Source organism: Sphingomonas sp. TREG-RG-20F-R18-01, assembly GCF_022662475.1.
Lineage (GTDB): Bacteria > Pseudomonadota > Alphaproteobacteria > Sphingomonadales > Sphingomonadaceae > Sphingomonas.
Map to the genome: position 1 here is coordinate 601,691 of NZ_JAKNQQ010000001.1, position 20,747 is coordinate 622,437.

Sequence of the window (20,747 nt, forward strand, 5' to 3'; positions counted from 1 at the left end):
TCGCGATTTGGCGCGGCGCTTCAACACCCGTTGACGCCGGGCGGGCCCTCCGCCAAGCCTGTCGCATGCCCGAGACGAGACGTGTCCCGAACCCGCGCGTGGCCGTGACCCGCGAACTGCCTGACGTGGTGATGCAGCGGATGGAGCAATTGTTCGACATCCGCATCCACCGCGGTGCCGCAGCGCTGACTCGCGACGAGCTTGCGGTTGCGATGGCGGATTGCGACGTTCTGGTCCCGACCGTGACCGACGAGATCGACGCCGCGCTGATCGAGGCGGCCGGCCCGCGACTGAAGTTGATCGCCAATTTCGGCGCTGGCGTGAACCATATCGCGCTCAAGGCGGCGCGCGCGCGCGGGATCCTCGTCACCAACACGCCGGGCGTGCTGACCGAGGATACCGCCGACCTGACGATGGCGCTGATCCTGTCGGTGCCGCGGCGGCTGGCAGAGGGCGAGAAACTGGTTCGCTCCGGTGCGTGGCAGGGCTGGACCCCGGGTGGCATGCTCGGCCACCGGATCGGCGGCAAGGCGCTCGGCATCCTCGGCATGGGGCGAATCGGCCAGGCGGTCGCGCGGCGCGCGCGGGCCTTCGGCCTGTCGATCCACTACCACAACCGCCACCGCCTGCCCAAGGTGGTCGAGGCGGAACTGCAGGCGCAATGGCATCCCCATCTCGACGAGATGCTGGGGGCGATCGACCTGCTGACGATCCACACCCCGCGCAACGCCGACAGCGAGGGGCTGATCGACGCGGGCCGGATCGCGCTGCTGCGGCCGCATGTCTACGTCATCAACACCTCGCGCGGCGGGATCGTCGACGAGGACGCGCTGGTCGAGGCGCTCGAGAACGGGCGCCTCGCCGGGGCCGGGCTGGACGTGTGGAAGCACGAGCCGGAGATCGACCCGCGCCTGCTCGCGCTCCCCAACGTGGTGATGACCCCGCACATGGGCTCCGCGACGTTCGAGGGTCGGCTGGCGACGGGCGAGAAGGTCATTGCCAACATCCGCATGTGGGCGGACGGCCACCGCCCGCCCGACCAGGTGCTCGAGGGCTGGGCCTGACAGGATCGGGCCTGCGGCGTCAGACCGCTGACGGCGGGATGAGTCGCCACGGCAAGGGCAACGTCTGCCGCCACAGGGCCGCGGCGCGCTGTCGCGGGGACAGGTCGTCGGTCATAGCCGCGATCTGGCGATAGGACAGGCCCGAGCGATAACAGAAGAACGGCCGCTCCGGAATTCGCGCGAAGTAGCTGAAGAACAGTGCCGCCCGGTCGTTGCCGGTCGCGGGCTTGCCGCGGTGGAAGAACCGCGCCGTATCCGCGAACACGGCGGTACCCGCCGGGCCTTCGCAACTGATCGGACGGGTGCCCAGCACGCATCCGTCCTGCTCGACCTCGTCGGCCTCCCGCAGGTAGAACATGTCGCGTGGTCCCGTCTCGTAGGACGCGGGATCGAGGATCGGCAACAGCTGGAACGGCCCGCCCGCCGCGTCGACGTCGGTCAGGTAGATCGCCATCTTGACCATGCGCCGGTCCTCGCGATCGCGATGCCATTTGCGGGTCGAGACGGGGCGTCCGTCGGCCACCGTATATTGCAGGGTCACGCCGTCATAGGCGATCGGCAGCCCGATATACGCCTCGACCAGATCGAGCAGCCCGGCGTCCAGCCCGAACCGATAGATCTCCGGGTGCCGGGCGATTTCGTCGGCCGGAACGTACAGGAAGTCGATCCCCTCGCGCCCCCGCGCGCGCAGCCGGTCGGCCCACGCCTGCGCCAGATCGGCCGCACTCAGGAGCATCGCGCCCGACCCGGGAATGCCCAGCGTGGCGATGTCCCGCTGGCTGACTCCGCGCTGATCGACCTCGGCGAGGATCGCGTCCTGCGCCGGGGTCAGGCGGGGCAATGCCGGGCGATGGAGCGCGACCGAGGCGTCATAGCGTCGCGTCCGGAGCGTGTGGATCATCGGGCGTTGCGCAAGATCGCTGGCGATCCGCCACGGCACCGACTGCGCCCGCCGCTTCAACCCACCGACCAGGTCCATACCCGTGCCTTACGCTGCAGTCCGGCATCACGACGCCCGGCCTGTCACGACGATCCAGCAATACCGCCGGGCCAAGAATACTCCCGAAACGGCCCTTGCACCATCGCAGCGGCCCCATCTTTTAGCAGTACGCAGGTCTTGCGTTGCTGCGGATCGTTCGTGCCGTCCGTCAGGGCAGGACATGCAGCGGTGCATAGCCGCGATCCACCTCGGTCCAGGGTTGCGGCCGCGCCATGTCGAGGCGGCACAGGTGTTCGATCGCATGTCGTGCCGCATAGTTGGCGACGCGGAGATCGTAGTCCGGGTCGCGGGGGTTCGCGAAATCCCAGTCCGGTGGATTGATGCTCGAAAAGCCGTTGATCGTCGGCAGCGTCCACCGCGCCGCCAGGTACATCGCATCGACATTGTGCGGATAGAGCGCGGTGTGCGCCGCATCGCCATACGGTGGATCGCCGCGCCGGGCGCTGACGACGTAGAAGGTGCGGCAGGGCGCAGGAGGGGCGGGCGCGGCTGCCAGCACGGCGCCGTCCCGGGTGCGGCTGAGCTGTACCGGGACATCGCTGCCGAATTCCTCTGCCACGAGCAGAGTCAGGACCGCCGCGAGGATCACCGGCCGTCGTCGCCACGCACGGCGCGCCACCTGCCGAAACACCGCGGTGACGATCAGCAGCAGCGGCAGGACGAGAAACAGCTGATAGCGTGACACGACGCGCAATCCCCGCGCGCCCGGGACGAGATCGGACACCATCGCCCACCCCGAGACCGTCCCCACCCGTATCGTCATCAGCCAGCTGACGGTGACGGCCAGCGCAGCCGCGCGCCACAGCGGGGGTGCGAAGCCCTGTCCGGGACCCGACGGGGCCGCGATCGAACGCCACAGCGCCGCCACCGCCAGCAGGAACAGGAACGGCGCAATACCGGTACTGTGCTCCCCGCCGGGCGAAGCCCCGAACAGCCATCCCCACACATAGTTGGACGGACCCACATTGAGCACATCCCCCGGCAGTACGAGATAGGGAAATGCCGCAGGATATGCCCTGCCCCCGCTTTCCCGGATCTTGGGCAGGTACAGCGCCAGAAACGGAATGAGCGCGACCGCAAAGCTGGCCAAGCCAACGGCCAGGACCCCGTAATATGGCGCGGCCACCCGCCGGAGCGTCGACGGTCGCCAATTTCCGGAAGTCATCATCCAGCACAGGGCGAAAAGAGTCGCGAAGACCAGCGTGAACCACGCCATGTAATAAGCGGTGAGCAGCCATGCCGCCATCAGCAGCGCCAACGCCATTGCCCACAGGCCGCCGCGGATCGGCCGGCGCCCCCGGGCTTCCCGTGCCGCCAGGAACGCCAGGATCATGGCCACCGGCAACAGCGCGACGGTCTGAACCTGCGCATGACCTGCCTGCACCATCAACCCGTTCGCGTTGGTGAACACCAGCGCCACCATCAGGCCGGCAAGCCGTTCCCATCCCAGCACGCGGACGACGAGCCGATAGGCTGCGAAAAAGCCGATCGTCTTGAACGTCGCGATATTGAGCGTGTCGGCCAGCAGCGGGTCGGCGAACAATCGCCAGAAACTATAGACGACACCGTACAGCAAATAGCCGTCGTTATACCCCAGCGTATCGGGATATGGCGCGAAATAGCCGGTGACGTTCCAGTTTGCCGCGCCGGCGAACACCGCGCGCCAATGCTCCAAGATGCTGATTTCGATCAGGCCGTCCGCCCGATCGCTGAAGCCGAGATCGAAGCCGCTCAGGATCTGGCCGCGGAAGAACAGCGCCATGGCGATCAGATAGACGATCGCCACGACCAGCCAGCGTCCGCGGCGCGCTAACCGTCGTGCTTCACCGACCGAGACATTCAGGGGGGCACGCACGTCGGTCATGGCGAAGCGGCATGACGCCGGACCGAACCACCGTCAATTCGCCGACCGCGGCACCATCCCCCCTCACCGCGTATGGAAGAAGTCGTACAGTTGCTGCGCCACCGCCGCGCTGACGCCGGGGGCGCGCTGCAGATCATCGAGGCTCGCGTTGCGGACCGCGCGCGCGGTGCCGAAGTGCATCAGCAACGCCTTCTTCCGCGCGGGACCGATCCCCGGCACATCATCGAGCGGCGACGCGCCGATCGCCTTCGCGCGCTTCGCCCGATGCGCGCCGATTGCGAAACGGTGGACCTCGTCGCGCAGCCGCTGAAGGTAGAACAGCACCGGCGCATTGACCGGCAGCTGGAACTCGCGCCCGTCGAGCATGTGGAACACCTCGCGGCCGTCACGCCCGTGATGCGGCCCCTTGGCAATCCCGACCAGGACGACGTCCTCGATCCCGAGTTCCTCGAGCACGCCCTTCACCGCATTGAGCTGCCCGCGCCCGCCGTCGATCAGCACCAGATCGGGCCAGTCGCCCGAATCGCGGTCGGGGTCCTCGTTCTGCGCGCGCGCGAAGCGGCGGCCGAACACTTCGCGCATCATCCCGAAGTCGTCGCCCGGAATGGTGTCGGGGTTCTTGATGTTGAACTTGCGATACTGGCCCTTGCGGAACCCCTCGGGCCCCGCCACGACCATCGCGCCCAGCGCGTTGGTGCCCTGGATATGGCTGTTGTCGTACACCTCGATCCGGTCGGGCGGTTCGGGCAGGTCGAACAGCTCCGCCACTTCGCGCAGCAGCTTCGCCTGCGTGGTGCTCTCGGCGAGACGTCGGTCGAGTGCTTCCTCGGCGTTGCGCTTGGCCTGTTCGAGCAATTTGCGGCGCGTGCCCCGCTGCGGCATCGACAAAGCGACCTTGAACCCCGCCTGCGCGCCCAGCGCCTCGCCGAGCAATTCGGCTTCGGTCAGTTCGCGGTCGAGCAGGATCGTGCGCGGCGGCGGCACTTCTTCATAGAATTGTGCGAGGAAGCCGGTGAAGATCTCGTCCTCGGGCACGTCGGCAGTGTGCGCCGGGAAGAAGCTGCGGTGGCCCCAGTTCTGCCCGCCACGGATGAAGAAGGCCTGGATGCCGATTACGCCGTTCTTGCACGCCATCGCGAAGATGTCGGCATCCCCCAGCCCCTCGGCGTTGATCGCCTGGCTGCCCTGGATGAAGGTCAGCGCGCGGAGACGATCGCGGATGATCGCGGCGAGCTCGAAATCCATGTTCTCCGCCGCAACCTGCATCTGAGCACCGAGCTTGGCCTGCACTTCGGTCGACTTGCCCGCGAGGAACGCCTTGGCGTCCGCGACGAGCTCGGCATAGCCCTCGGTGTCGATCCGCCCGACACAGGGCGCGGAGCAGCGCTTGATCTGGTAGAGCAGGCACGGCCGGTCGCGGTTCTTGAAGAAGCCGTCGGTGCAGCTCCGCAGCAGGAACAGCTTCTGCAACGCGTTGAGCGTGTTGTTGACCGACCCCGCACTCGCGAACGGGCCGTAGTAATTGCCCTTGGCGCGCCGTGCGCCGCGGTGCTTCTGGATGCGGGGGAAATCGTGATCAGCGCGGAGCAGGATGAACGGGAAGCTTTTGTCGTCGCGCAGCAGCACGTTGTACGCCGGGCGGTAGCGCTTGATCAGCTGCGCCTCGAGCAGCAACGCCTCGGCCTCGTTGTTGGTCGTGACGATCATCATCGACCGCGTCTGCGCGACCATCCGCTGGAGCCGCTTGGTCAGCCGGTCGACCTGGGTATAGTTGGTGACGCGGTTCTTGAGCGCGCGCGCCTTGCCGACATAGAGCACCTCCCCGCGCGCATCCAGCATTCGGTACACGCCGGGGCGGATCGGTAGCGTTGCCAGCACGTTGCGGATTGCTGCGACGCCAGCCTCGATATCGGGCGCGTCGCTGCCGCGAACGGTGAAGGTGGCCTTGTCTTCGTTGAAGCGGGTCGGGGCATTGGGATCGGACATTGACGACGATCTAGGCATTTGCGCGGGCGGATGCCACGGTTTCGTTGGTTATCGTGCACCCGCTCGCGCAGCGCCCCGGGCGCGCGCAGACGACGCTAGGTGCCCCTGCCCGTATCGGTTAGTCTTGCTGAATGTATGTCTCGATCACCGGTCTTCGCCTCAAGGGCCCGCTCAGCTTCCCGCGCTTTGCCTGGCACGCGGTGGGGTCGATGCGCCAGGCGCAAACCGCGCCCGGAAACCTGCGCGCCGAGGCACGGCGGATCGACGGGGTGCATCACACGCTGACCGTGTGGACCGACCGCGCCGCGATGCTGGCGTATCTGCGCAGCGGCGCGCATCTGCGAGCGATGAAGGCGTTTCGCGGGATCGCGACGGGCGCGGTGCTAGGGTACGAGGCGGACGTTGCGCCCGAGTGGAGCGAGATTCCCGCGATCTGGCGGGAGCGTGGTCGCGCGGTTTGACTGGGGGCGCAAGCTTTGCGTCAGCCCGGCGAAGGCCAGGGCCGCCACGCACGTCACCGCTCGCCGCCAATCACGGCCCCCCAGTTTGCTGTTTTCCCGCGAAGGCGGGAATCCAGAGCAAAGCAAAACAACGCCTTACAACTCTCGCGACTCCTGGGCTCCCGCTTTCGCGGGAGAACAGATAGGGTTTAGCCGAGGTGTCGCCTTCGTCGCGGTAATGGGGGCCCGGCTGAACCGCGCCTACTTCAGCGCCGCCAGATCCGCCTTCACCCTGGCCAGCGCCGCATCGCTCAGCGCGCCCTGCGACAACGGCTGGACCTGCGACAGCGACATGCTCTTGAACTGATCGTACATCGGATGCGCGGTGATGTTGTTGAGGTCGGTGTCGAGCACCTTCTTTGCCGAGGGGTCGGACGCGATCGTCTCGATCGGCGTGTCGAGCGTGAACTTGGCAACGGGGGTCGCCGCCGCTGCGGGCGCGGCCGGCGGGACTGGCGCGGTCGACTGCGCAGCCAGCGGCGCCGCGGTCAGGGCAATGATCGCGGCGAGAACGGCAGATTTCATGGCAGGGCCTCATTGCAGGAATACGGCGCGAATCGCCGTCATCCTGACCCTAACCCGATCGCGTGACATTTTGAATGAGGCGTCCGGACGACGCCACGTACGCGGTCAGGGGTTCAGTTGGGGCGACCGAGCCCGGCGATCGTCCGGTCGACAAGCGCCTTGTCGGCGTCGGCACCATGACGCTCGGCGATGATCGAAGACGCGGCGCGCGCCGCGGCATCAGCCGCATGAGCGCGAACCTCTGCGATCGCACCGCGCTGGGCGGCTGCAATCTGGTCCTGTGCCATCGTCTGGCGACGGGCCACCAGTTCGGTCAGATCGGCTTCGGCCTTGACCAGCATCGCTGCGGCCTCGGCCTCGGCATGCTTGACGATCGCGGCGGCATCGCCGGCACTGGCAGCATCCCGCTGCTTGGCGGCGGTGAGCATCGCTTCGGCCTCGGCGCGCAAGCGCGACGCCTCGTCGAGTTGCGAGCGGATTTTGTCGATCTGCCCGTCGAGCATCTTCGCCACCATTCCCGGCACCTTCTGCCAGAGCATGATGCCGAAGACGACGAGCATCGACAGCGCAACCCAGCCCGCGGCGTTGATGCCAAAGGCGGTCGGTTCATGATGGAGCTCGGCAACGCCCGTCGATGCCACCGTGTGTACGGTCGAACCCTCAGCCATGTGCCAATTCCGTCTTCACGCGAGCCTCGATCGTCGAACGATCCACCGCCACGCCCGAGAGCTTGGCGACGATCGCCTCGACCGCATCGGTCGTTGCAGTTTCAATCTCGGCGACGGCCTGCGTCTTGGACGCTTCGACCTGCGCGGTTGCGGCGACCAGCTGGTCGTGCAGCGCCGCGTCGCTTGCCTTGAGCCGGGCCTCAGTGTTCGCGGTCGCCCGCGCCTTGGCCTCGCCCAGCGCCGTTGCGGCCTTCGACCGGGCGCTTTCGAGCCCGGTCTGATAGGCTGCCTCGACGGCATGTGCCTGCGCACGCGCAGCCTCTGCCGCGGCGAGGTCGCCCTCGATCCGGCCGTTACGATCGTCGATCGTCGCCTCGATCTTGGGGACCATCGCCTTGCCGATCCCGAAATAGATCAGCGCGAATACGATCGCCAGCCAGAAGAGCTGGGAGGCGTAGATCTCACCGATCTGGGAAAGCTGCGGCATCGGATGCGCTCGCTCTGGCTTACTTGACGACGAAGAGGATGAGGATCGCGACGACGAACGCGATCAGGCCGAGCAGCTCCGATGCCGCGAAGCCGATGAACAGGCGACCCTGCTGGCCGTCTGCTGCGCCCGGGTTACGCAGTGCGCCCTCGAGGAACGAACCGAACACGTTGCCGACGCCGAGTGCCGCGAGACCGACACCGATCGCTGCCAGGCCGGCACCGATGTACATTGCACCAAGATCAGTCATGTTAAGCTCCTTAGAATACAGTCAGATGGGTGTTGAAACGATTAGTGCAGATGCACCGCGTCGTGCAGGTACAGCGACGTGAGCAGCGCAAAGACATAAGCCTGGATCGCGCAGACCAGCAGCTCGAGCGCGCTGACGCCGACGATCATGACGAAGCTGAGCACGCTGACGACCGGGCCGAGCGCCCCGCCCGCGTTGATCCCCTGAACGACGAAGCTGCCGAACACTTCGAGCAGGATGTGCCCGGCGGTCATGGCGACGAACAGTCGCAGCGCTAGGCTGAACGGGCGGACCATGAACGACACGAACTCGACCGGGATGATGACGGGCATCAGCCAGCCGGGCGCGCCGTGCGGCACGAACAGCGAGAAGAACTTGAAGCCATGCTTCGCGAAGCCGACGACCAGCACGATCGCGAACGACAGGAACGCCAGGATCGCGGTGACGGTGATGTGGCTGGTCACCGCGAAGGTGTGCAGCCCCGGCAGGATCGCGAGCGGCAGGACGCCGATCAGGTTGGCGAACAGGATGAAGAAGAACAGCGAGAAGATATAGGGCGCAAACTTCTTGCCGCCCGAACCGATGTTCACGGTAACCATCGAATCGATGAAGCTCACCGCATTCTCGGCCATCACCTGCCAGCGGCCGGGAACGAGCTGGCGCTTGAGCCCGCCCGCCATGAACACCGCGAGCACCACGAACACGACGACCATGAACAGCGCCGAGTTGGTGAAGGAGACGTCGTAACCGAACAGCTCGATATGGCGGCCCAGGACGGGCTCCACCATGAACTGTTCCATCGGATCGATTTTGCCGGCGCTCACTCCGCGCGCTCCTTAGAAATCTTGATGATGTTCATGAACGCCCCGATGACCGCCAGCGCCAGCACGATGAGCAATGCCCACGGACTGGTACCGAACCACGAATCGAGCGCCCAGCCGAGGATACCACCGCCAAGCAGCGCGCCGAGCAATAGCGCAAGAACACGCGTGCCCTGGCCATAGCCCTTCGCCTGCGGCACCGCGCCACGGCCACGCGACTGCGATGCCGCGCGTGCCGAAGCGATGCGGGCGTCGAGGTCGTCGGTCGGGCGGTTGTCGGCCAAGGGGCGCATGTCCTGATAAGAAAACGCCGCCGTGCTGTCTGGCACCGCGACGGTATGTTCGGAAAACAGGAGGAAGCCTCCCGTGTGACGGATCGTTTAGGAAGCTGGCCGGGGGGTGTCAACCATTGGTCGCGGTCCGGCCCTTCCCCTCGCGCGGCGGGGGCTGGCGCGTTGCTTCGTCGCAAGCGTAACGATATGCCGTGCCATGATGAAGCCGCCCGTCACTGCCCCCATGGATCAAGCGGGACACCGGATGCGGTTGCGCCAACGCCTGCTGCAGAACGGCGGAGAGGCGTTGCTCGACTATGAACTCGTCGAATATCTTCTGGCGCTGGCGATCCCGCGACGCGATATGAAGCCGCTCGCCAAGGCGCTGATCGCCGAATTCGGTGGGCTCGGCGCGGTGTTCACCGCAGAACCCGAGGCCTTGCTGCGGATATCGGGGATGGGCGACACGTCCGTCGCCGCGATCAAGATCGTCCAGGCCGCCGCCTTGCGGCTGCTCCGGATCGAGGCGAGCACCCGCCCCGTCCTGGCGAGCTGGCAGGCGCTGATCGACTATCTCCACGCCGACATGGCGCACCGCACCAACGAACGCGTCCGCGTGCTGCACCTCAATGCGCGCAACATCCTGCTGCGCGACGAAGTGATGAGCGACGGGTCGATCGACGAGGCGGCGGTATACGTCCGCGAGGTCATCCGGCGCGCGATCGACCTGGGCTCCGCGGCGATCATCCTCGTGCACAATCACCCGAGCGGCGACCCGGCGCCGAGCCGCGCCGACATCGATATCACCCGCCGCGTTGCGGAAGCGGGCAAGCGCATGGGAATCGCCCTGCACGACCATATCATCATCGCCGGATCCGGGCATGCGAGCCTGCGCGCCATGGGACTGCTGTAGACCCGTCGACCGGACCGGCCCGCTTGTCCGCTGGTCTCTGCCCCTCTCCTGGAACGCTCCCGAGGGGGCGAACCGGAAGCGGCCGGTGCTCAGGTATACGCCTTCATCAGGTCGGCCCGATGCCGGAACACGTCCTCATCGGTGAAGGGATAGCCATCCATGGCAGCCGCGGCGAACAACGCCTGCAACTGCGGCCGATCGGCATCCAGGCTCGACACCGCGGCCGCCAGCGCGATCGGATTGCGCGGAGTGAGCACACCGCCGGCGTGTTTCGAAATGAGATCGGCAGGATAGGAACTGTCATATCCGACAATGGGCGTACCCGACAACAATGCCTCGATCAGGCAGCGCGGCGATTCGCTGGTCATGTGACAGAAGAGGAAGACGTCCGCCCCGCGCACCTCGGCGAGGAGTGCCTCCCGGTCCGCATGATGACCCGCGAACTCGATCGACGCTTGCAACCCCAGCTCGTCGACATAGGCGCGGGCATATTCCAGTTCGGGCCCCTCGCCGAGCCAACGCGCCTGGAAGGCCGTCCCGTTGCGCCGCAACTGGTGCAGCGTGTCGATCCAGTCCCGGACACCTTTGTCGGCATGGACACGCCCGGTATACACGATCTTCAACGCGCGCTGTGCCTGCGCACTCACCGCCTTCGCCTGAAGTTCGCTCGGCTGGATCCGGGACGACGGGCTGAGGTGGATGTTATGCACGAGCATCGGACGCGCGCTGTATCGCGCATACGCTTCATAGCAGTCTGCGCCATGCAACAGGCTCAACGTGCTGCGTCGGATCACGAATCGCTCGAAATGCTTCATCGCCTTGGACAAGGCCAGGCGGTACACCCGGCGCAGACCATGCACCTGCTGCGCCTGGAAATGCGTGACCTGCGACTCGACCCGATCGGTCCACACCGCCGCGCGCCGTTGCTTGACCCGCGCAAGCAACGCACCGACCGCAGCCCAATCCCCCGCAAGTCCACCAATTGCGAAATGCAGATGGCTCGAGCGATCGATCTGGGTCTGCAGCAGTCGCAGGACAGACGGGAGCGCAATCAAAAAGCCGACGAACTTCCGCTTGTCGGGAAGCGGAACGAGCTGACAGTCTTCGTCCCGGGCGGCCGCGTCCCATGGCGACGTTCCGCCCGGAGGCGTAGCAACGTCGATCTGCGGCACGCAAAGGATTAACCTATTGAAGTTTCTCAGCCACATCCGTAGCCCATTCTGGGCCTGCGTATCCAGATAAAGCGCGCCGTCGCACCGCCACACCGGAAGCGGCAGCACAAGTAACAAAGTCGTGCCGGATACGGGAGCTTTCATGGAAGGAGTCTCTTGGCTGCATATGTAATACTCGTCACACGCGGCCCAGAACACCGACCCACCAAGCAATGACAGCACGTCCACGATTATATCGCAACAAAAATATGGTGGCTAAATGCTTAACAACATGACGATAAAGCGACCTACCTTTGTTACATATCTCGAATGTTCCCTGACGGGCGAGCGGTATGCGGCAGATACGCTGCACGGATTATCACGTGCAGGGCGTCCTTTATTGGTACGCTATGACCTGCCCGCCGTCGCAACTGCCGTTTCGCGCGACGACCTGGCGGCGCGGCCGACGGACATGTGGCGTTGGCGGGAGCTGCTGCCGGTCCGCCGAACCGAGAATATCGTGAGCCTTGGCGAGATCGAGACGCCGCTCATCCCGATCCCGCGCAGCGCCGGCAGCCCGAATGTGCTGGTCAAGGACGAAGGGCGATTGCCGACGGGCTCGTTCAAGGCGCGCGGGCTGGTGATGGCGGTCGCGATGGCGCGCGAGCTGGGCGTGACCCGCATCGCCATGCCGACCAATGGCAACGCCGGGGCGGCGCTGGCCGCCTACGCGACCCGCTGCGGGATCGAGACGATCGTCTTCTGTCCCGAGGATACGCCCGAGATCAACGTCCGTGAAATCGCGCTGCAGGGCGCGCGGGTCTACCGCGTCAACGGACTGATCGACGATTGCGGGGCGATCGTCGGCAAGGGGGCCGCCGAAGGCCGCTGGTTCGACTTCTCGACGCTGAAGGAGCCGTACCGGATCGAGGGCAAGAAGACGATGGGCCTGGAACTGGCCGCGCAGTTCGGGTGGAAGCTGCCCGATGCGATCTTCTATCCGACCGGGGGCGGCACCGGACTGATCGGGATGTGGAAAGCGTTCGACGAGCTCGAGCAGCTCGGCTGGATCGGGTCGGAGCGTCCTCGCATGTATGCCGTCCAGGCCAGCGGCTGCGCCCCGATCGTGCGGGCGTTCGAGGCGGGGCAAGACCATGCCGAACGCTGGGAAGATGCCGCAACCGTGGCCGCCGGGATCCGCGTCCCCAAGGCCGTCGGCGACTTCCTGATCCTGCGCGCCGTGCGCGAGAGCGGGGGCAAGGCCCTGGGGGTCGGCGACCCCGCGATTCTGCAGGCGGTCGACGAGTGCGCGAAAAAGGACGGGCTGTTGCTGTGCCCGGAAGGCGGCGCGACGCTGGCCGCCTACCGCGAGGCGCTACGGACGGGCGAGGTCGACGAAGAGGAGCAGGTCGTCCTGTTCAACTGCGCGACCGGGCTGAAATATCCGATGCCTGCGGCCGACGCGGCGATCGACCGGTTCGCACCGATCGACTTCGACCGGCTTTGAGCAGTCGAAGGCCGGTCCTCCCCCTTGTACACGGGGGGCCGGCCCGACCGGGCAAACGCAATACGTATTGCGATCGGATCAATATCCTATAGTCCGGATATATGGAATCACATTTGCGATAGCGGCCCTGGGCTCGCTTGCTCAGGGCACCAGGCTCGACACCTTCCGGCTCCTGGCCAGAAACGGTCCCGACGGGCTTCCGGCGGGAGAGGTCGCGCGCCAGCTCAATGTTCCCCAGAACACCATGTCCGCACATCTGGCGATCCTGACCCGTGCCGGGCTGGTCCGTTTCGAACGCAGCGGCCGCACGATCTTCTATCGCGCCGATCTCGATTCGGTGCGCGGATTGATGCGGTTTTTGGCGCACGATTGCTGCGCGGGCAATGCCGCCATGTGCAGCGCACTGGTCGACGATCTCGTGTCAAACCGAAGATGAGGGTGCGAAAGACGGTCGTCGTCGCGTCCATGAATGCTGCCATACGACCTGTCGCCTGACACCGCGCCTCCTCCCGCTGTACCGGGCCAACCTTGATCCGATGTATTCGTGTCGTTCGCGTCGTTCGTCACGGTGACGCCCGGATTTCGATCTGCAACGTGCGACCTACTACCTTCCCTCGATACTGAGCAGTTGACACCGCGCTCGGCAGCGTGGCCTCTACCGTCGTGGCTTGGGGGCAAGCCATACAGGGGGGGACTTATCATGAAGGTACGACTCTGCGCGATCGTCTTGATCGCGCTGCCGACGATTGCGGGCGCCGCCATAGCACCGCAGGCCATGATCGTCGGCGATTCAGCGACGCCGACACTGCGAATCGGAACGCAGATTCCGGTTCAACTCCGCACCGAGCTTACCACGCAGAACAAGGTCCTCCGCGTCGGGCAGCGGTTCGAGGTCGAGACGACCGAACCCGTCATGCTCAACGGCCAGATCGTCATCCCGGTCGGCACACCGGGGACTGGCGAAATAACCAGGGTCACCAACAAGGGCATGTGGGGCAAGTCGGGTCATTTCGAGATCCGTTTGCTATATCTCAGGGTCGGGGACCGGGAGATACGCCTGTCGGGTACGCTCGACGACAAGGGCAAGGCCGGCGGTCTCGGCGCCGCGGCGGTATCCGCCATCGTTTTCCTGCCGGCCGGTTTCTTCATGACGGGGACGAGCGCCCGCATGCCAGCCGGCACCATCATCAAAGGGTCGCTGGGCGAAGACGTTCCGGTTGCCTTCGCCAACATCGCACCGGCGCGCCCGCTTCAGGTGGCGGGGTCGGCTGCCGGCGCGAGCGGCGCGCCAGGGATCACGGCGGCGCCAGTTTCGTCGCCCGCCATCGCAACGACGACCCTGTCGAGCGTCGTCGCGCCGAAATAAGCTGCCATTGCCACCGTGTGCCGGACACGGTGGCGATAGGCATCACGGGCACCGCGATGCTGGATCGAGCGCCAGCGGGTCGCCGGCCTTGTCGTGCAGCGGCCGCTTATGCCGCAGCGGACAGGAACGTGGTGAGTTCGCCCTTCGACACCTTCTTGTTCTTGTCGGTATCGGCCTGAGCAAACGCCTGCGCGATCCAGCTTTTGGTGGCCGGCGCCGTAGCCTTGGTGGACGGATCGCTCGCGGTCTTGAGGGCAACCATCCACGCGCCAAATTCTCTCGCACTCAGCGCACCGTCGTGATCCTTGTCGTAGGTCGGAAATTCGGTGCCGACGACATCGGCAACTTGCGTACCCGTCGCAGGCTGCGCCGCAGCGGCCTGACCCGATTCGGGCGGGACGGAAGATTGCGGGCCGGAAGCCGGCTGTGACGGATCAATACTCGCCGCCCCCTGCTGCGCACCGGCAGGTACGTTGGTCGACGGTTGCGCGACCTGACCAAATACTGGCGTAGCAACCAGAGCGACCGATGCAATACAGATGAACTTCAACATTACGGGTCTCCTTTGTCGTAGTCGGCTGGGAGGACGGCCCAACGGACTCGATGACCCTTCATGCTGCAGATGGCCCTTATATGCTATGCCTGTAGCCCTGGTTCGCCCGATTTGAAGCCTCGCCCCGTCCCTGCTACCCCCCCGCTCATCCGGTTGCGTGCCGAATCCACGATGGTCCGATCCGGCCCCTCCGCAGGACCCCGCCCGCGCCCGTTCCGTTTGACGCAAGTTCACGAAGGATTCCCGATGGTCCCCCGCTACTCCCGCCCCGCAATGACCGCGATCTGGACGCCCGAAGCGCGCTTCCGCATCTGGTTCGAGATCGAAGCGCACGCGACCGAGGCGCTGGCCGACCTCGGCGTCGTCCCCCGCAAGGCGGCGGACGCGCTTTGGGCATGGTGGGCGACCAAGCCCGCAATCGACGTCGCCGCGATCGACGCGATCGAAGCGGTCACCAAGCATGACGTGATCGCGTTCCTCACCTGGGTGGCGGAACAGGTCGGCGACGAAGCGCGCTTCATGCACCAGGGGATGACCTCGTCCGACGTGCTCGACACCTGTCTTGCGGTGCAGCTGGCGCAGGCGGCGGATCTGCTGATCGCGGATATCGATGCCTTGCTCGCCGCGCTGTCGGTGCGGGCGCACGAGCACAAGATGACCCCGACGATCGGGCGAAGCCACGGAATCCATGCGGAACCGGTGACATTCGGCCTCAAGCTGGCGCAGGCCTATGCCGAGTTCGCGCGCAACCGCGAGCGTCTGGTCGCGGCGCGCGCCGATATCGCGACCTGCGCGATCTCGGGGGCGGTCGGCACCTTCGCCAACATCGACCCGCGCGTCGAGGAACATGTCGCCGCCAAGCTCGGGCTGACGGTCGAGCCGGTCTCGACCCAGGTCATCCCGCGCGATCGCCATGCGATGTTCTTCGCGACCCTGGGCGTAATCGCCTCGTCGATCGAGCGGCTCGCGACCGAAGTGCGCCATTTGCAGCGCACCGAAGTGCTGGAAGCGGAAGAGTATTTCTCGCCAGGCCAGAAGGGCTCGTCGGCGATGCCGCACAAGCGCAACCCGGTGCTGACCGAGAACCTCACCGGCCTCGCGCGAATGGTACGCGGTTATGTCACGCCCGCGCTCGAGAATGTCGCCTTGTGGCACGAGCGCGACATCAGCCATTCGTCGGTCGAGCGGTACATCGGCCCGGATGCGACGATCACGCTCGACTTCGCGCTCGGGCGGATGACCGGCGTGATCGAGAAGCTGCTCGTCTATCCGGTGCGAATGGAGAAGAATCTCAACAAGATGGGCGGTCTCGTCCATTCGCAGCGCGTGCTGCTCGCGCTGACGCAGGCCGGGGTGAGCCGCGAGGATTCGTATCGCCTCGTCCAGCGCAACGCGATGAAGGTGTGGGAATCGGATGGCGAACTGTCGCTGCTCGAACTGCTCAAGGCCGACCCGGAAGTGACCGCGGCGTTGTCGGTCGCGGAGATCGAGGACAAGTTCGATCTCGGCTATCATCTGAAGCACGTCGACACGATCTTCGCGCGGGTGTTCGGGGCGACGGGTTAACGGTTGGTCTACGCGTTTGCACGTTTCAACGTGCAAACGCTGCACTTGCGAATGCGGGTAATAATGTTGCTGAGTTAAGCAACAATCTCCAGATGTCTCCGTGCCGGGATGATCCGGCACGGAGACTCTCACATGCGCATCCTGCAGAACCTGGCCAGCGGCCTCATTGCCGTGGCCGGCGTCGCACTGGTGGCGGAAGTCCTGATCTTCTGACCATCCGACCGCTCGACCGCCCCTTGTGACGAGGGGCGGGAGAAGCGCTTTTGGTTTTGCTGATTATTTCGCGTTGGCGTTATCCCCGCCACTCCCTTCCCCGGCGGAGGCCGGGGCCCAGTAGAGATGGCCGAGGTAACGAAGCGCAGCGCGTAATGCTCTTCTGTCTCGCTACTGGGCCCCGGCCTTCGCCGGGGAAGTAGCAGAGGAGAGGGAAGCGCTTCCTGACGCTAGCTTACGCTACCCCCTCCGAGCTACCCCGCCTCACACCCAGGCGTTTTTCACCTTCTTGAAGAACCCACTCGTCTGCGGGCATTCCTTACCCGTCTCGGTGGCGCGGAATTCCTCAAGCAACTCGCGCTGGCGCGCGGTGAGGCTCGTCGGCGTCTCGACCTCGACGCGGATCACCAGATCGCCGCGACCACGCCCCTGCAACACCGGCATCCCCGCGCCGCGTTGGCGCAATTCGCGGCCGCTTTGCGTCCCCGCCGGGATCTTGATCGTGTGATTGACCCCGTCCGGTCCCGGGATCGTAACTTCGCCGCCGAGTGCCGCGGTCGTGAAGCTGATCGGCGTGCGCGCGAACAGCGTGGTGCCCTCGCGCTCGAACAGCGGATGCCGCGCGACGTGGAGGAAAATGTAAAGATCGCCCGAAGGCGCACCACGCAGCCCAGCCTCGCCCTCGCCGGTCAGGCGAACGCGTGTGCCTTCGTCGACTCCGGCAGGGATGTTGACGGTGCGCGTCTTGGTCTGGTCGATCCGACCTTCGCCGTGGCATGCGCCGCACGGATCCGCGATCGTCTGGCCAGCACCGTGGCAGCTCGGGCACGTCCGCTCGACCACGAAGAAGCCCTGCTGCGCCCGCACTTTGCCGTGACCGTGGCACGTAGCGCAGGTCTTGGCGGACGTGCCGCGCGTCGCGCCGCTGCCGTCGCACACGTCGCATGGCGCGGACACGTCGATCGTGATGTCGGTCGACTTGCCGTGGAACGCGTCCTCGAGCGTGATTTCCATGTCGTAGCGCAAGTCCGCGCCACGCCGCGGTCCCTGCGCGCCACCGCCACCGCGCTGGCCGCCCATGAACTCGCCGAAGATGTTCTCGAAAATATCGGAGAAAGCGCCGAAGTCCTGCGCGCCGCCGCCCCCGCGACCGCCACCGCCGCCGCCCTGACGGAACGCCTCATGGCCGAAGCGATCATAGGCCGCGCGCTTCTGCGGATCCTTGAGGCAATCATACGCCTCGCTGATCGCCTTGAAATGCGCCTCGGAATCCTTGCAACCGGGGTTGCGGTCCGGGTGATATTTCATCGCCAGCTTGCGATAGGACGTTTTGATCGTCCCGTCGTCGGCGGTGCGCTCGCATTCGAGCAGTTCGTAGAAATCGACTTCGGTGCTCATGTCAGGCCCTCAGACCGGGAGACGGTGGCGGGTGGAACAGCGACCGGATCAACCGCCCTGCCCCAAACCGCCACCGCCGCGCCCGGCGGCCCTCCCCCGCCAAGCGAGAGAGGGCGTTTGTGCTTATGCCTTGGTGTCGTCGACTTCGGAGAATTCCGCGTCGACCACGTCGTCCTTCGGTGCCGCTGCACCGTCGGCGGCGGGCGAAGCGTCGGCCTGCGCCTGCTTCTCGTAGATCGCCTGGCCAAGCTTCATCGCAACCTGGCCGAGCGCCTCGGCCTTGGCCTTCATCGCCTCGGGATCGCCGCCTTCGACCGCGGTCTTGGCTTCGGCGATCGCCGCTTCGATCTGGCCCTTGAGCGACGCGTCGACCTTGTCGGCATTGTCGGCAAGCTGGCGCTCCGTCGTGTGGATCAGGCTCTCGGCGTTGTTCTTCGCCTCGGCCGATGCACGGCGCTTCTTGTCGTCCTCGGCGAACTGCTCGGCGTCGCGCACCATCTGCTCGATGTCGCGATCCGACAGGCCACCCGATGCCTGGATGCGGATCTGCTGCTCCTTGCCGGTGCCCTTGTCCTTCGCCGACACGTTGACGAGGCCGTTGGCATCGATGTCGAACGTGACCTCGATCTGCGGCACGCCGCGCGGTGCGGGCGGGATGCCGACCAGGTCGAACTGGCCGAGGATCTTGTTGTCCGCCGCCATTTCGCGCTCGCCCTGGAACACGCGGATGGTGACCGCACCCTGATTGTCGTCCGCGGTCGAATAGGTCTGCGACTTCTTGGTCGGGATCGTCGTGTTGCGGTCGATCATCCGGGTGAACACGCCACCCAGCGTCTCGATGCCGAGCGACAGCGGCGTCACGTCGAGCAGCAGCACGTCCTTGACGTCGCCCTGCAGCACGCCGGCCTGGATCGCCGCGCCCATCGCGACGACCTCATCCGGGTTGACGCCCGAATGCGGCTCCTTGCCGAAGAAGTCCTTCACGACCTGACGGACCTTGGGCATCCGCGTCATGCCGCCGACGAGGACGACTTCGCTGATGTCCGCCGACTTGACGCCCGCATCCGCCATCGCCTTCTTGCACGGCTCGAGCGTACGCTGGATCAGGTCCTCGACCAGACGCTCGAGATCCGAGCGCGTGATCGCCTTGACGAGATGCTTCGGACCGGTCGCGTCCGCGGTGATGAACGGCAGGTTGACTTCGGTCGTGGCTGCCGACGACAGTTCGATCTTCGCCTTCTCGGCCGCTTCCTTCAGACGCTGGAGCGCCAGCTTGTCCTTGGTGAGGTCGATCCCTTCGGCCTTCTTGAAGTCGTCCGACAGGAAGTTGAGCAGCTTGTTATCGAAATCCTCGCCGCCGAGGAAGGTATCGCCGTTGGTCGCCTTCACTTCGAACACGCCGTCGCCGATCTCGAGGATCGAGATGTCGAAGGTTCCGCCGCCGAGGTCATAGACCGCGATCGTCTTGTTGGTGTCCTTGTCGAGACCGTAAGCGAGCGCTGCCGCCGTCGGCTCGTTGATGATACGGAGCACTTCGAGACCGGCGATCTGCCCGGCGTCCTTGGTCGCCTGGCGCTGCGCGTCGTTGAAGTACGCGGGCACCGTGATGACCGCCTGCGTGACCGTCTCGCCGAGATAGGCTTCCGCGGTTTCCTTCATCTTCTGGAGCGTGAAGGCCGAAATCTGCGAGGGGCTATATTCCTTGCCGCCCGCGCCGACCCATGCGTCGCCATTGTTACCACGCACGATGTGGTACGGGACCAGCTCGGTGTCCTTCTTGGTGATCGGGTCGTCGAAACGACGGCCGATCAGGCGCTTCACCGCGAAGATCGTGTTCTCCGGGTTGGTCACGGCCTGGCGCTTGGCCGGCTGGCCGACCAGTCGCTCGCCATCCTTGGCGAAGGCGACGATCGACGGCGTGGTACGTGCGCCTTCTGCGTTTTCGATGACCTTCGGCTTGCCGCCTTCCATGACGGATACGCAGCTGTTGGTCGTGCCGAGATCGATTCCGATTACTTTTGCCATTGGTCCTCTGGGGCCCCCGTCAGTCAAAAAATGGACGTTCAGCCGTGCCCTCGAACTGAGCGGCACGACCCGTTACTCCAGCGATATAGGGGGGCTTTTGCTTGTCGCAAGATTTTCGCACGCCTAGAGACGCCTTTGGGTTCCCAATGCGGGAGATAAGATTTGAACGTGCGGTTTTTTGCGGTTTTGGCCGGGCTGTCGGTTGCGGGCTGCCAGTCGCCGCCCGAACTCAAGGTCGATCACGGCTATGTCCGGCTGGGAACGATGCCGAGCCGCCCGTCGGCGGGCTATTTCACGATCCACGGCGGGACGGCGGCAACCACGCTGATCGCGGTTAACAGCCCGGTCGCGGTCAGGAGCGAGCTGCATGAATCGATGACCGCCGGGGGCATGGCGACGATGAAGCCGCTCGGCGACCTGCCGATCCCGGCCAAGTCGACGACCGCGTTCAAACCGGGCGGCAAGCATCTGATGCTGTTCGACATGAACCCCGGGATCAAGCCGGGCCGACCGATCACGCTGACCTTCACCTTCTCGGATGGTCGGCGGATCGATGCGCTCGTCCCGACGATCGCACCCGGCGCGCCTGCGCCGACCGTCCAGGACTGAGCGCGGCGC

At 65.6% G+C, this 20,747-nt stretch carries 21 protein-coding genes; 8 read left to right on the forward strand and 13 right to left on the reverse strand.

The window, feature by feature from the left end; translation table 11 throughout:
* Positions 1 to 65: 65 nt before the first annotated feature.
* Positions 66 to 1,064, forward strand: a complete 999-nt coding sequence (locus tag L8K25_RS03065; protein WP_242137440.1) for a D-glycerate dehydrogenase — start codon at positions 66 to 68, stop codon at positions 1,062 to 1,064.
* Positions 1,065 to 1,083: 19 nt separating this feature from the next.
* On the opposite strand, the gene L8K25_RS03070 is transcribed toward L8K25_RS03065, so the two are convergent.
* The 3 genes from L8K25_RS03070 to uvrC form a co-directional block, all read right to left on the reverse strand.
* On the reverse strand, positions 1,084 to 2,043 hold the full coding sequence (locus L8K25_RS03070; protein WP_242137441.1) for a hypothetical protein: 960 nt from the start codon (positions 2,041 to 2,043) through the stop codon (positions 1,084 to 1,086).
* A 169-nt stretch (positions 2,044 to 2,212) separates the two neighbouring features.
* A complete protein-coding gene (locus tag L8K25_RS03075) occupies positions 2,213 to 3,928 on the reverse strand; it encodes a hypothetical protein (RefSeq protein ID WP_242137442.1) in 1,716 nt (571 codons plus the stop codon).
* A 63-nt stretch (positions 3,929 to 3,991) separates the two neighbouring features.
* Positions 3,992 to 5,914 carry an excinuclease ABC subunit UvrC gene (uvrC, locus tag L8K25_RS03080; protein WP_242137443.1) on the reverse strand — a complete coding sequence of 641 codons (1,923 nt, stop codon included), beginning with the start codon at positions 5,912 to 5,914 and terminating at the stop codon, positions 3,992 to 3,994.
* A 131-nt stretch (positions 5,915 to 6,045) separates the two neighbouring features.
* Between uvrC and L8K25_RS03085 the strand changes: the two genes are divergently transcribed.
* Positions 6,046 to 6,375, forward strand: a complete 330-nt coding sequence (locus L8K25_RS03085) for an antibiotic biosynthesis monooxygenase (protein WP_242137444.1) — start codon at positions 6,046 to 6,048, stop codon at positions 6,373 to 6,375.
* A 240-nt stretch (positions 6,376 to 6,615) separates the two neighbouring features.
* On the opposite strand, the gene L8K25_RS03090 is transcribed toward L8K25_RS03085, so the two are convergent.
* From L8K25_RS03090 to L8K25_RS03115, 6 genes are all read right to left on the reverse strand, one after another.
* On the reverse strand, positions 6,616 to 6,939 hold the full coding sequence (locus L8K25_RS03090; protein ID WP_242137445.1) for a hypothetical protein: 324 nt from the start codon (positions 6,937 to 6,939) through the stop codon (positions 6,616 to 6,618).
* A 113-nt stretch (positions 6,940 to 7,052) separates the two neighbouring features.
* Positions 7,053 to 7,607: a hypothetical protein gene (locus L8K25_RS03095; RefSeq protein ID WP_242137446.1), complete on the reverse strand. Its 555-nt coding sequence runs from the start codon at positions 7,605 to 7,607 to the stop codon at positions 7,053 to 7,055.
* Positions 7,600 to 8,094 (reverse strand): ATPase, encoded by a 495-nt coding sequence (locus L8K25_RS03100; RefSeq protein ID WP_242137447.1) that lies wholly within the window; start codon positions 8,092 to 8,094, stop codon positions 7,600 to 7,602. The genes L8K25_RS03095 and L8K25_RS03100 overlap by 8 nt, the downstream gene beginning before the upstream one ends.
* Positions 8,095 to 8,113: 19 nt before the next feature.
* Positions 8,114 to 8,326: a F0F1 ATP synthase subunit C gene (locus L8K25_RS03105; protein WP_010164404.1), complete on the reverse strand. Its 213-nt coding sequence runs from the start codon at positions 8,324 to 8,326 to the stop codon at positions 8,114 to 8,116.
* A 59-nt stretch (positions 8,327 to 8,385) separates the two neighbouring features.
* Positions 8,386 to 9,144 carry a F0F1 ATP synthase subunit A gene (locus tag L8K25_RS03110; RefSeq protein ID WP_242137884.1) on the reverse strand — a complete coding sequence of 253 codons (759 nt, stop codon included), beginning with the start codon at positions 9,142 to 9,144 and terminating at the stop codon, positions 8,386 to 8,388.
* 20 nt (positions 9,145 to 9,164) lie between these two features.
* Positions 9,165 to 9,458 carry an AtpZ/AtpI family protein gene (locus L8K25_RS03115; protein ID WP_242137885.1) on the reverse strand — a complete coding sequence of 98 codons (294 nt, stop codon included), beginning with the start codon at positions 9,456 to 9,458 and terminating at the stop codon, positions 9,165 to 9,167.
* Positions 9,459 to 9,654: 196 nt separating this feature from the next.
* Here L8K25_RS03115 and radC point away from each other — a divergent pair, with 196 nt between their 5' ends.
* Positions 9,655 to 10,350, forward strand: coding sequence for a DNA repair protein RadC (gene radC, locus L8K25_RS03120; protein ID WP_242137448.1), 696 nt, complete (start codon positions 9,655 to 9,657; stop codon positions 10,348 to 10,350).
* An 89-nt stretch (positions 10,351 to 10,439) separates the two neighbouring features.
* Here the strand turns inward: radC and L8K25_RS03125 are convergent, their stop codons facing one another.
* Complete coding sequence (locus L8K25_RS03125) at positions 10,440 to 11,666, reverse strand: glycosyltransferase (RefSeq protein WP_242137449.1); 1,227 nt, start codon at positions 11,664 to 11,666, stop codon at positions 10,440 to 10,442.
* 115 nt (positions 11,667 to 11,781) lie between these two features.
* Between L8K25_RS03125 and L8K25_RS03130 the strand changes: the two genes are divergently transcribed.
* The 3 genes from L8K25_RS03130 (at position 11,782) to L8K25_RS03140 (ending at position 14,374) form a co-directional block, all read left to right on the forward strand.
* Positions 11,782 to 13,008, forward strand: a complete 1,227-nt coding sequence (locus tag L8K25_RS03130) for a threonine synthase (RefSeq protein ID WP_242137450.1) — start codon at positions 11,782 to 11,784, stop codon at positions 13,006 to 13,008.
* Between the two features lie 106 nt (positions 13,009 to 13,114).
* Positions 13,115 to 13,444, forward strand: coding sequence for a metalloregulator ArsR/SmtB family transcription factor (locus L8K25_RS03135; protein WP_242137886.1), 330 nt, complete (start codon positions 13,115 to 13,117; stop codon positions 13,442 to 13,444).
* Between the two features lie 264 nt (positions 13,445 to 13,708).
* Positions 13,709 to 14,374 (forward strand): hypothetical protein, encoded by a 666-nt coding sequence (locus L8K25_RS03140; protein WP_242137451.1) that lies wholly within the window; start codon positions 13,709 to 13,711, stop codon positions 14,372 to 14,374.
* A 106-nt stretch (positions 14,375 to 14,480) separates the two neighbouring features.
* Here L8K25_RS03140 and L8K25_RS03145 read toward each other — a convergent pair whose 3' ends face one another.
* Positions 14,481 to 14,927 (reverse strand): EF-hand domain-containing protein, encoded by a 447-nt coding sequence (locus L8K25_RS03145; RefSeq protein ID WP_242137452.1) that lies wholly within the window; start codon positions 14,925 to 14,927, stop codon positions 14,481 to 14,483.
* Positions 14,928 to 15,173: 246 nt separating this feature from the next.
* Here L8K25_RS03145 and purB point away from each other — a divergent pair, with 246 nt between their 5' ends.
* On the forward strand, positions 15,174 to 16,493 hold the full coding sequence (purB, locus tag L8K25_RS03150; RefSeq protein ID WP_242137453.1) for an adenylosuccinate lyase: 1,320 nt from the start codon (positions 15,174 to 15,176) through the stop codon (positions 16,491 to 16,493).
* A gap of 477 nt (positions 16,494 to 16,970) precedes the next feature.
* On the opposite strand, the gene dnaJ is transcribed toward purB, so the two are convergent.
* Complete coding sequence (dnaJ, locus tag L8K25_RS03155; RefSeq protein ID WP_242137454.1) at positions 16,971 to 18,104, reverse strand: molecular chaperone DnaJ; 1,134 nt, start codon at positions 18,102 to 18,104, stop codon at positions 16,971 to 16,973.
* Between the two features lie 123 nt (positions 18,105 to 18,227).
* Positions 18,228 to 20,129 (reverse strand): molecular chaperone DnaK, encoded by a 1,902-nt coding sequence (gene dnaK, locus L8K25_RS03160; RefSeq protein ID WP_242137455.1) that lies wholly within the window; start codon positions 20,127 to 20,129, stop codon positions 18,228 to 18,230.
* A gap of 168 nt (positions 20,130 to 20,297) precedes the next feature.
* On the opposite strand from dnaK, the gene L8K25_RS03165 reads away from it, so the two are divergent.
* On the forward strand, positions 20,298 to 20,738 hold the full coding sequence (locus tag L8K25_RS03165) for a copper chaperone PCu(A)C (RefSeq protein ID WP_242137456.1): 441 nt from the start codon (positions 20,298 to 20,300) through the stop codon (positions 20,736 to 20,738).
* Positions 20,739 to 20,747: the final 9 nt, after the last annotated feature.

Excerpts from the sequence above, each read along its gene's own strand:
- L8K25_RS03125 (WP_242137449.1), bottom strand. The coding sequence starts at position 11,666 with ATGAAAGCTCCCGTATCCGGCACGACTTTGTTACTTGTGCTGCCGCTT.
- L8K25_RS03140 (WP_242137451.1), top strand. The coding sequence starts at position 13,709 with ATGAAGGTACGACTCTGCGCGATCGTCTTGATCGCGCTGCCGACGATT.
- L8K25_RS03145 (WP_242137452.1), bottom strand. The coding sequence starts at position 14,927 with ATGTTGAAGTTCATCTGTATTGCATCGGTCGCTCTGGTTGCTACGCCA.
- L8K25_RS03130 (WP_242137450.1), top strand. The coding sequence starts at position 11,782 with ATGCTTAACAACATGACGATAAAGCGACCTACCTTTGTTACATATCTC.
- L8K25_RS03070 (WP_242137441.1), bottom strand. The coding sequence starts at position 2,043 with ATGGACCTGGTCGGTGGGTTGAAGCGGCGGGCGCAGTCGGTGCCGTGG.
- L8K25_RS03110 (WP_242137884.1), bottom strand. The coding sequence starts at position 9,144 with ATGGAACAGTTCATGGTGGAGCCCGTCCTGGGCCGCCATATCGAGCTG.
- uvrC (WP_242137443.1), bottom strand. The coding sequence starts at position 5,914 with ATGTCCGATCCCAATGCCCCGACCCGCTTCAACGAAGACAAGGCCACC.
- L8K25_RS03105 (WP_010164404.1), bottom strand. The coding sequence starts at position 8,326 with ATGTACATCGGTGCCGGCCTGGCAGCGATCGGTGTCGGTCTCGCGGCA.
- L8K25_RS03100 (WP_242137447.1), bottom strand. The coding sequence starts at position 8,094 with ATGCCGCAGCTTTCCCAGATCGGTGAGATCTACGCCTCCCAGCTCTTC.
- L8K25_RS03075 (WP_242137442.1), bottom strand. The coding sequence starts at position 3,928 with ATGACCGACGTGCGTGCCCCCCTGAATGTCTCGGTCGGTGAAGCACGA.
- L8K25_RS03095 (WP_242137446.1), bottom strand. The coding sequence starts at position 7,607 with ATGGCTGAGGGTTCGACCGTACACACGGTGGCATCGACGGGCGTTGCC.
- L8K25_RS03090 (WP_242137445.1), bottom strand. The coding sequence starts at position 6,939 with ATGAAATCTGCCGTTCTCGCCGCGATCATTGCCCTGACCGCGGCGCCG.
- dnaK (WP_242137455.1), bottom strand. The coding sequence starts at position 20,129 with ATGGCAAAAGTAATCGGAATCGATCTCGGCACGACCAACAGCTGCGTA.
- radC (WP_242137448.1), top strand. The coding sequence starts at position 9,655 with ATGATGAAGCCGCCCGTCACTGCCCCCATGGATCAAGCGGGACACCGG.
- purB (WP_242137453.1), top strand. The coding sequence starts at position 15,174 with ATGGTCCCCCGCTACTCCCGCCCCGCAATGACCGCGATCTGGACGCCC.
- L8K25_RS03115 (WP_242137885.1), bottom strand. The coding sequence starts at position 9,458 with ATGCGCCCCTTGGCCGACAACCGCCCGACCGACGACCTCGACGCCCGC.
- L8K25_RS03085 (WP_242137444.1), top strand. The coding sequence starts at position 6,046 with ATGTATGTCTCGATCACCGGTCTTCGCCTCAAGGGCCCGCTCAGCTTC.
- dnaJ (WP_242137454.1), bottom strand. The coding sequence starts at position 18,104 with ATGAGCACCGAAGTCGATTTCTACGAACTGCTCGAATGCGAGCGCACC.
- L8K25_RS03065 (WP_242137440.1), top strand. The coding sequence starts at position 66 with ATGCCCGAGACGAGACGTGTCCCGAACCCGCGCGTGGCCGTGACCCGC.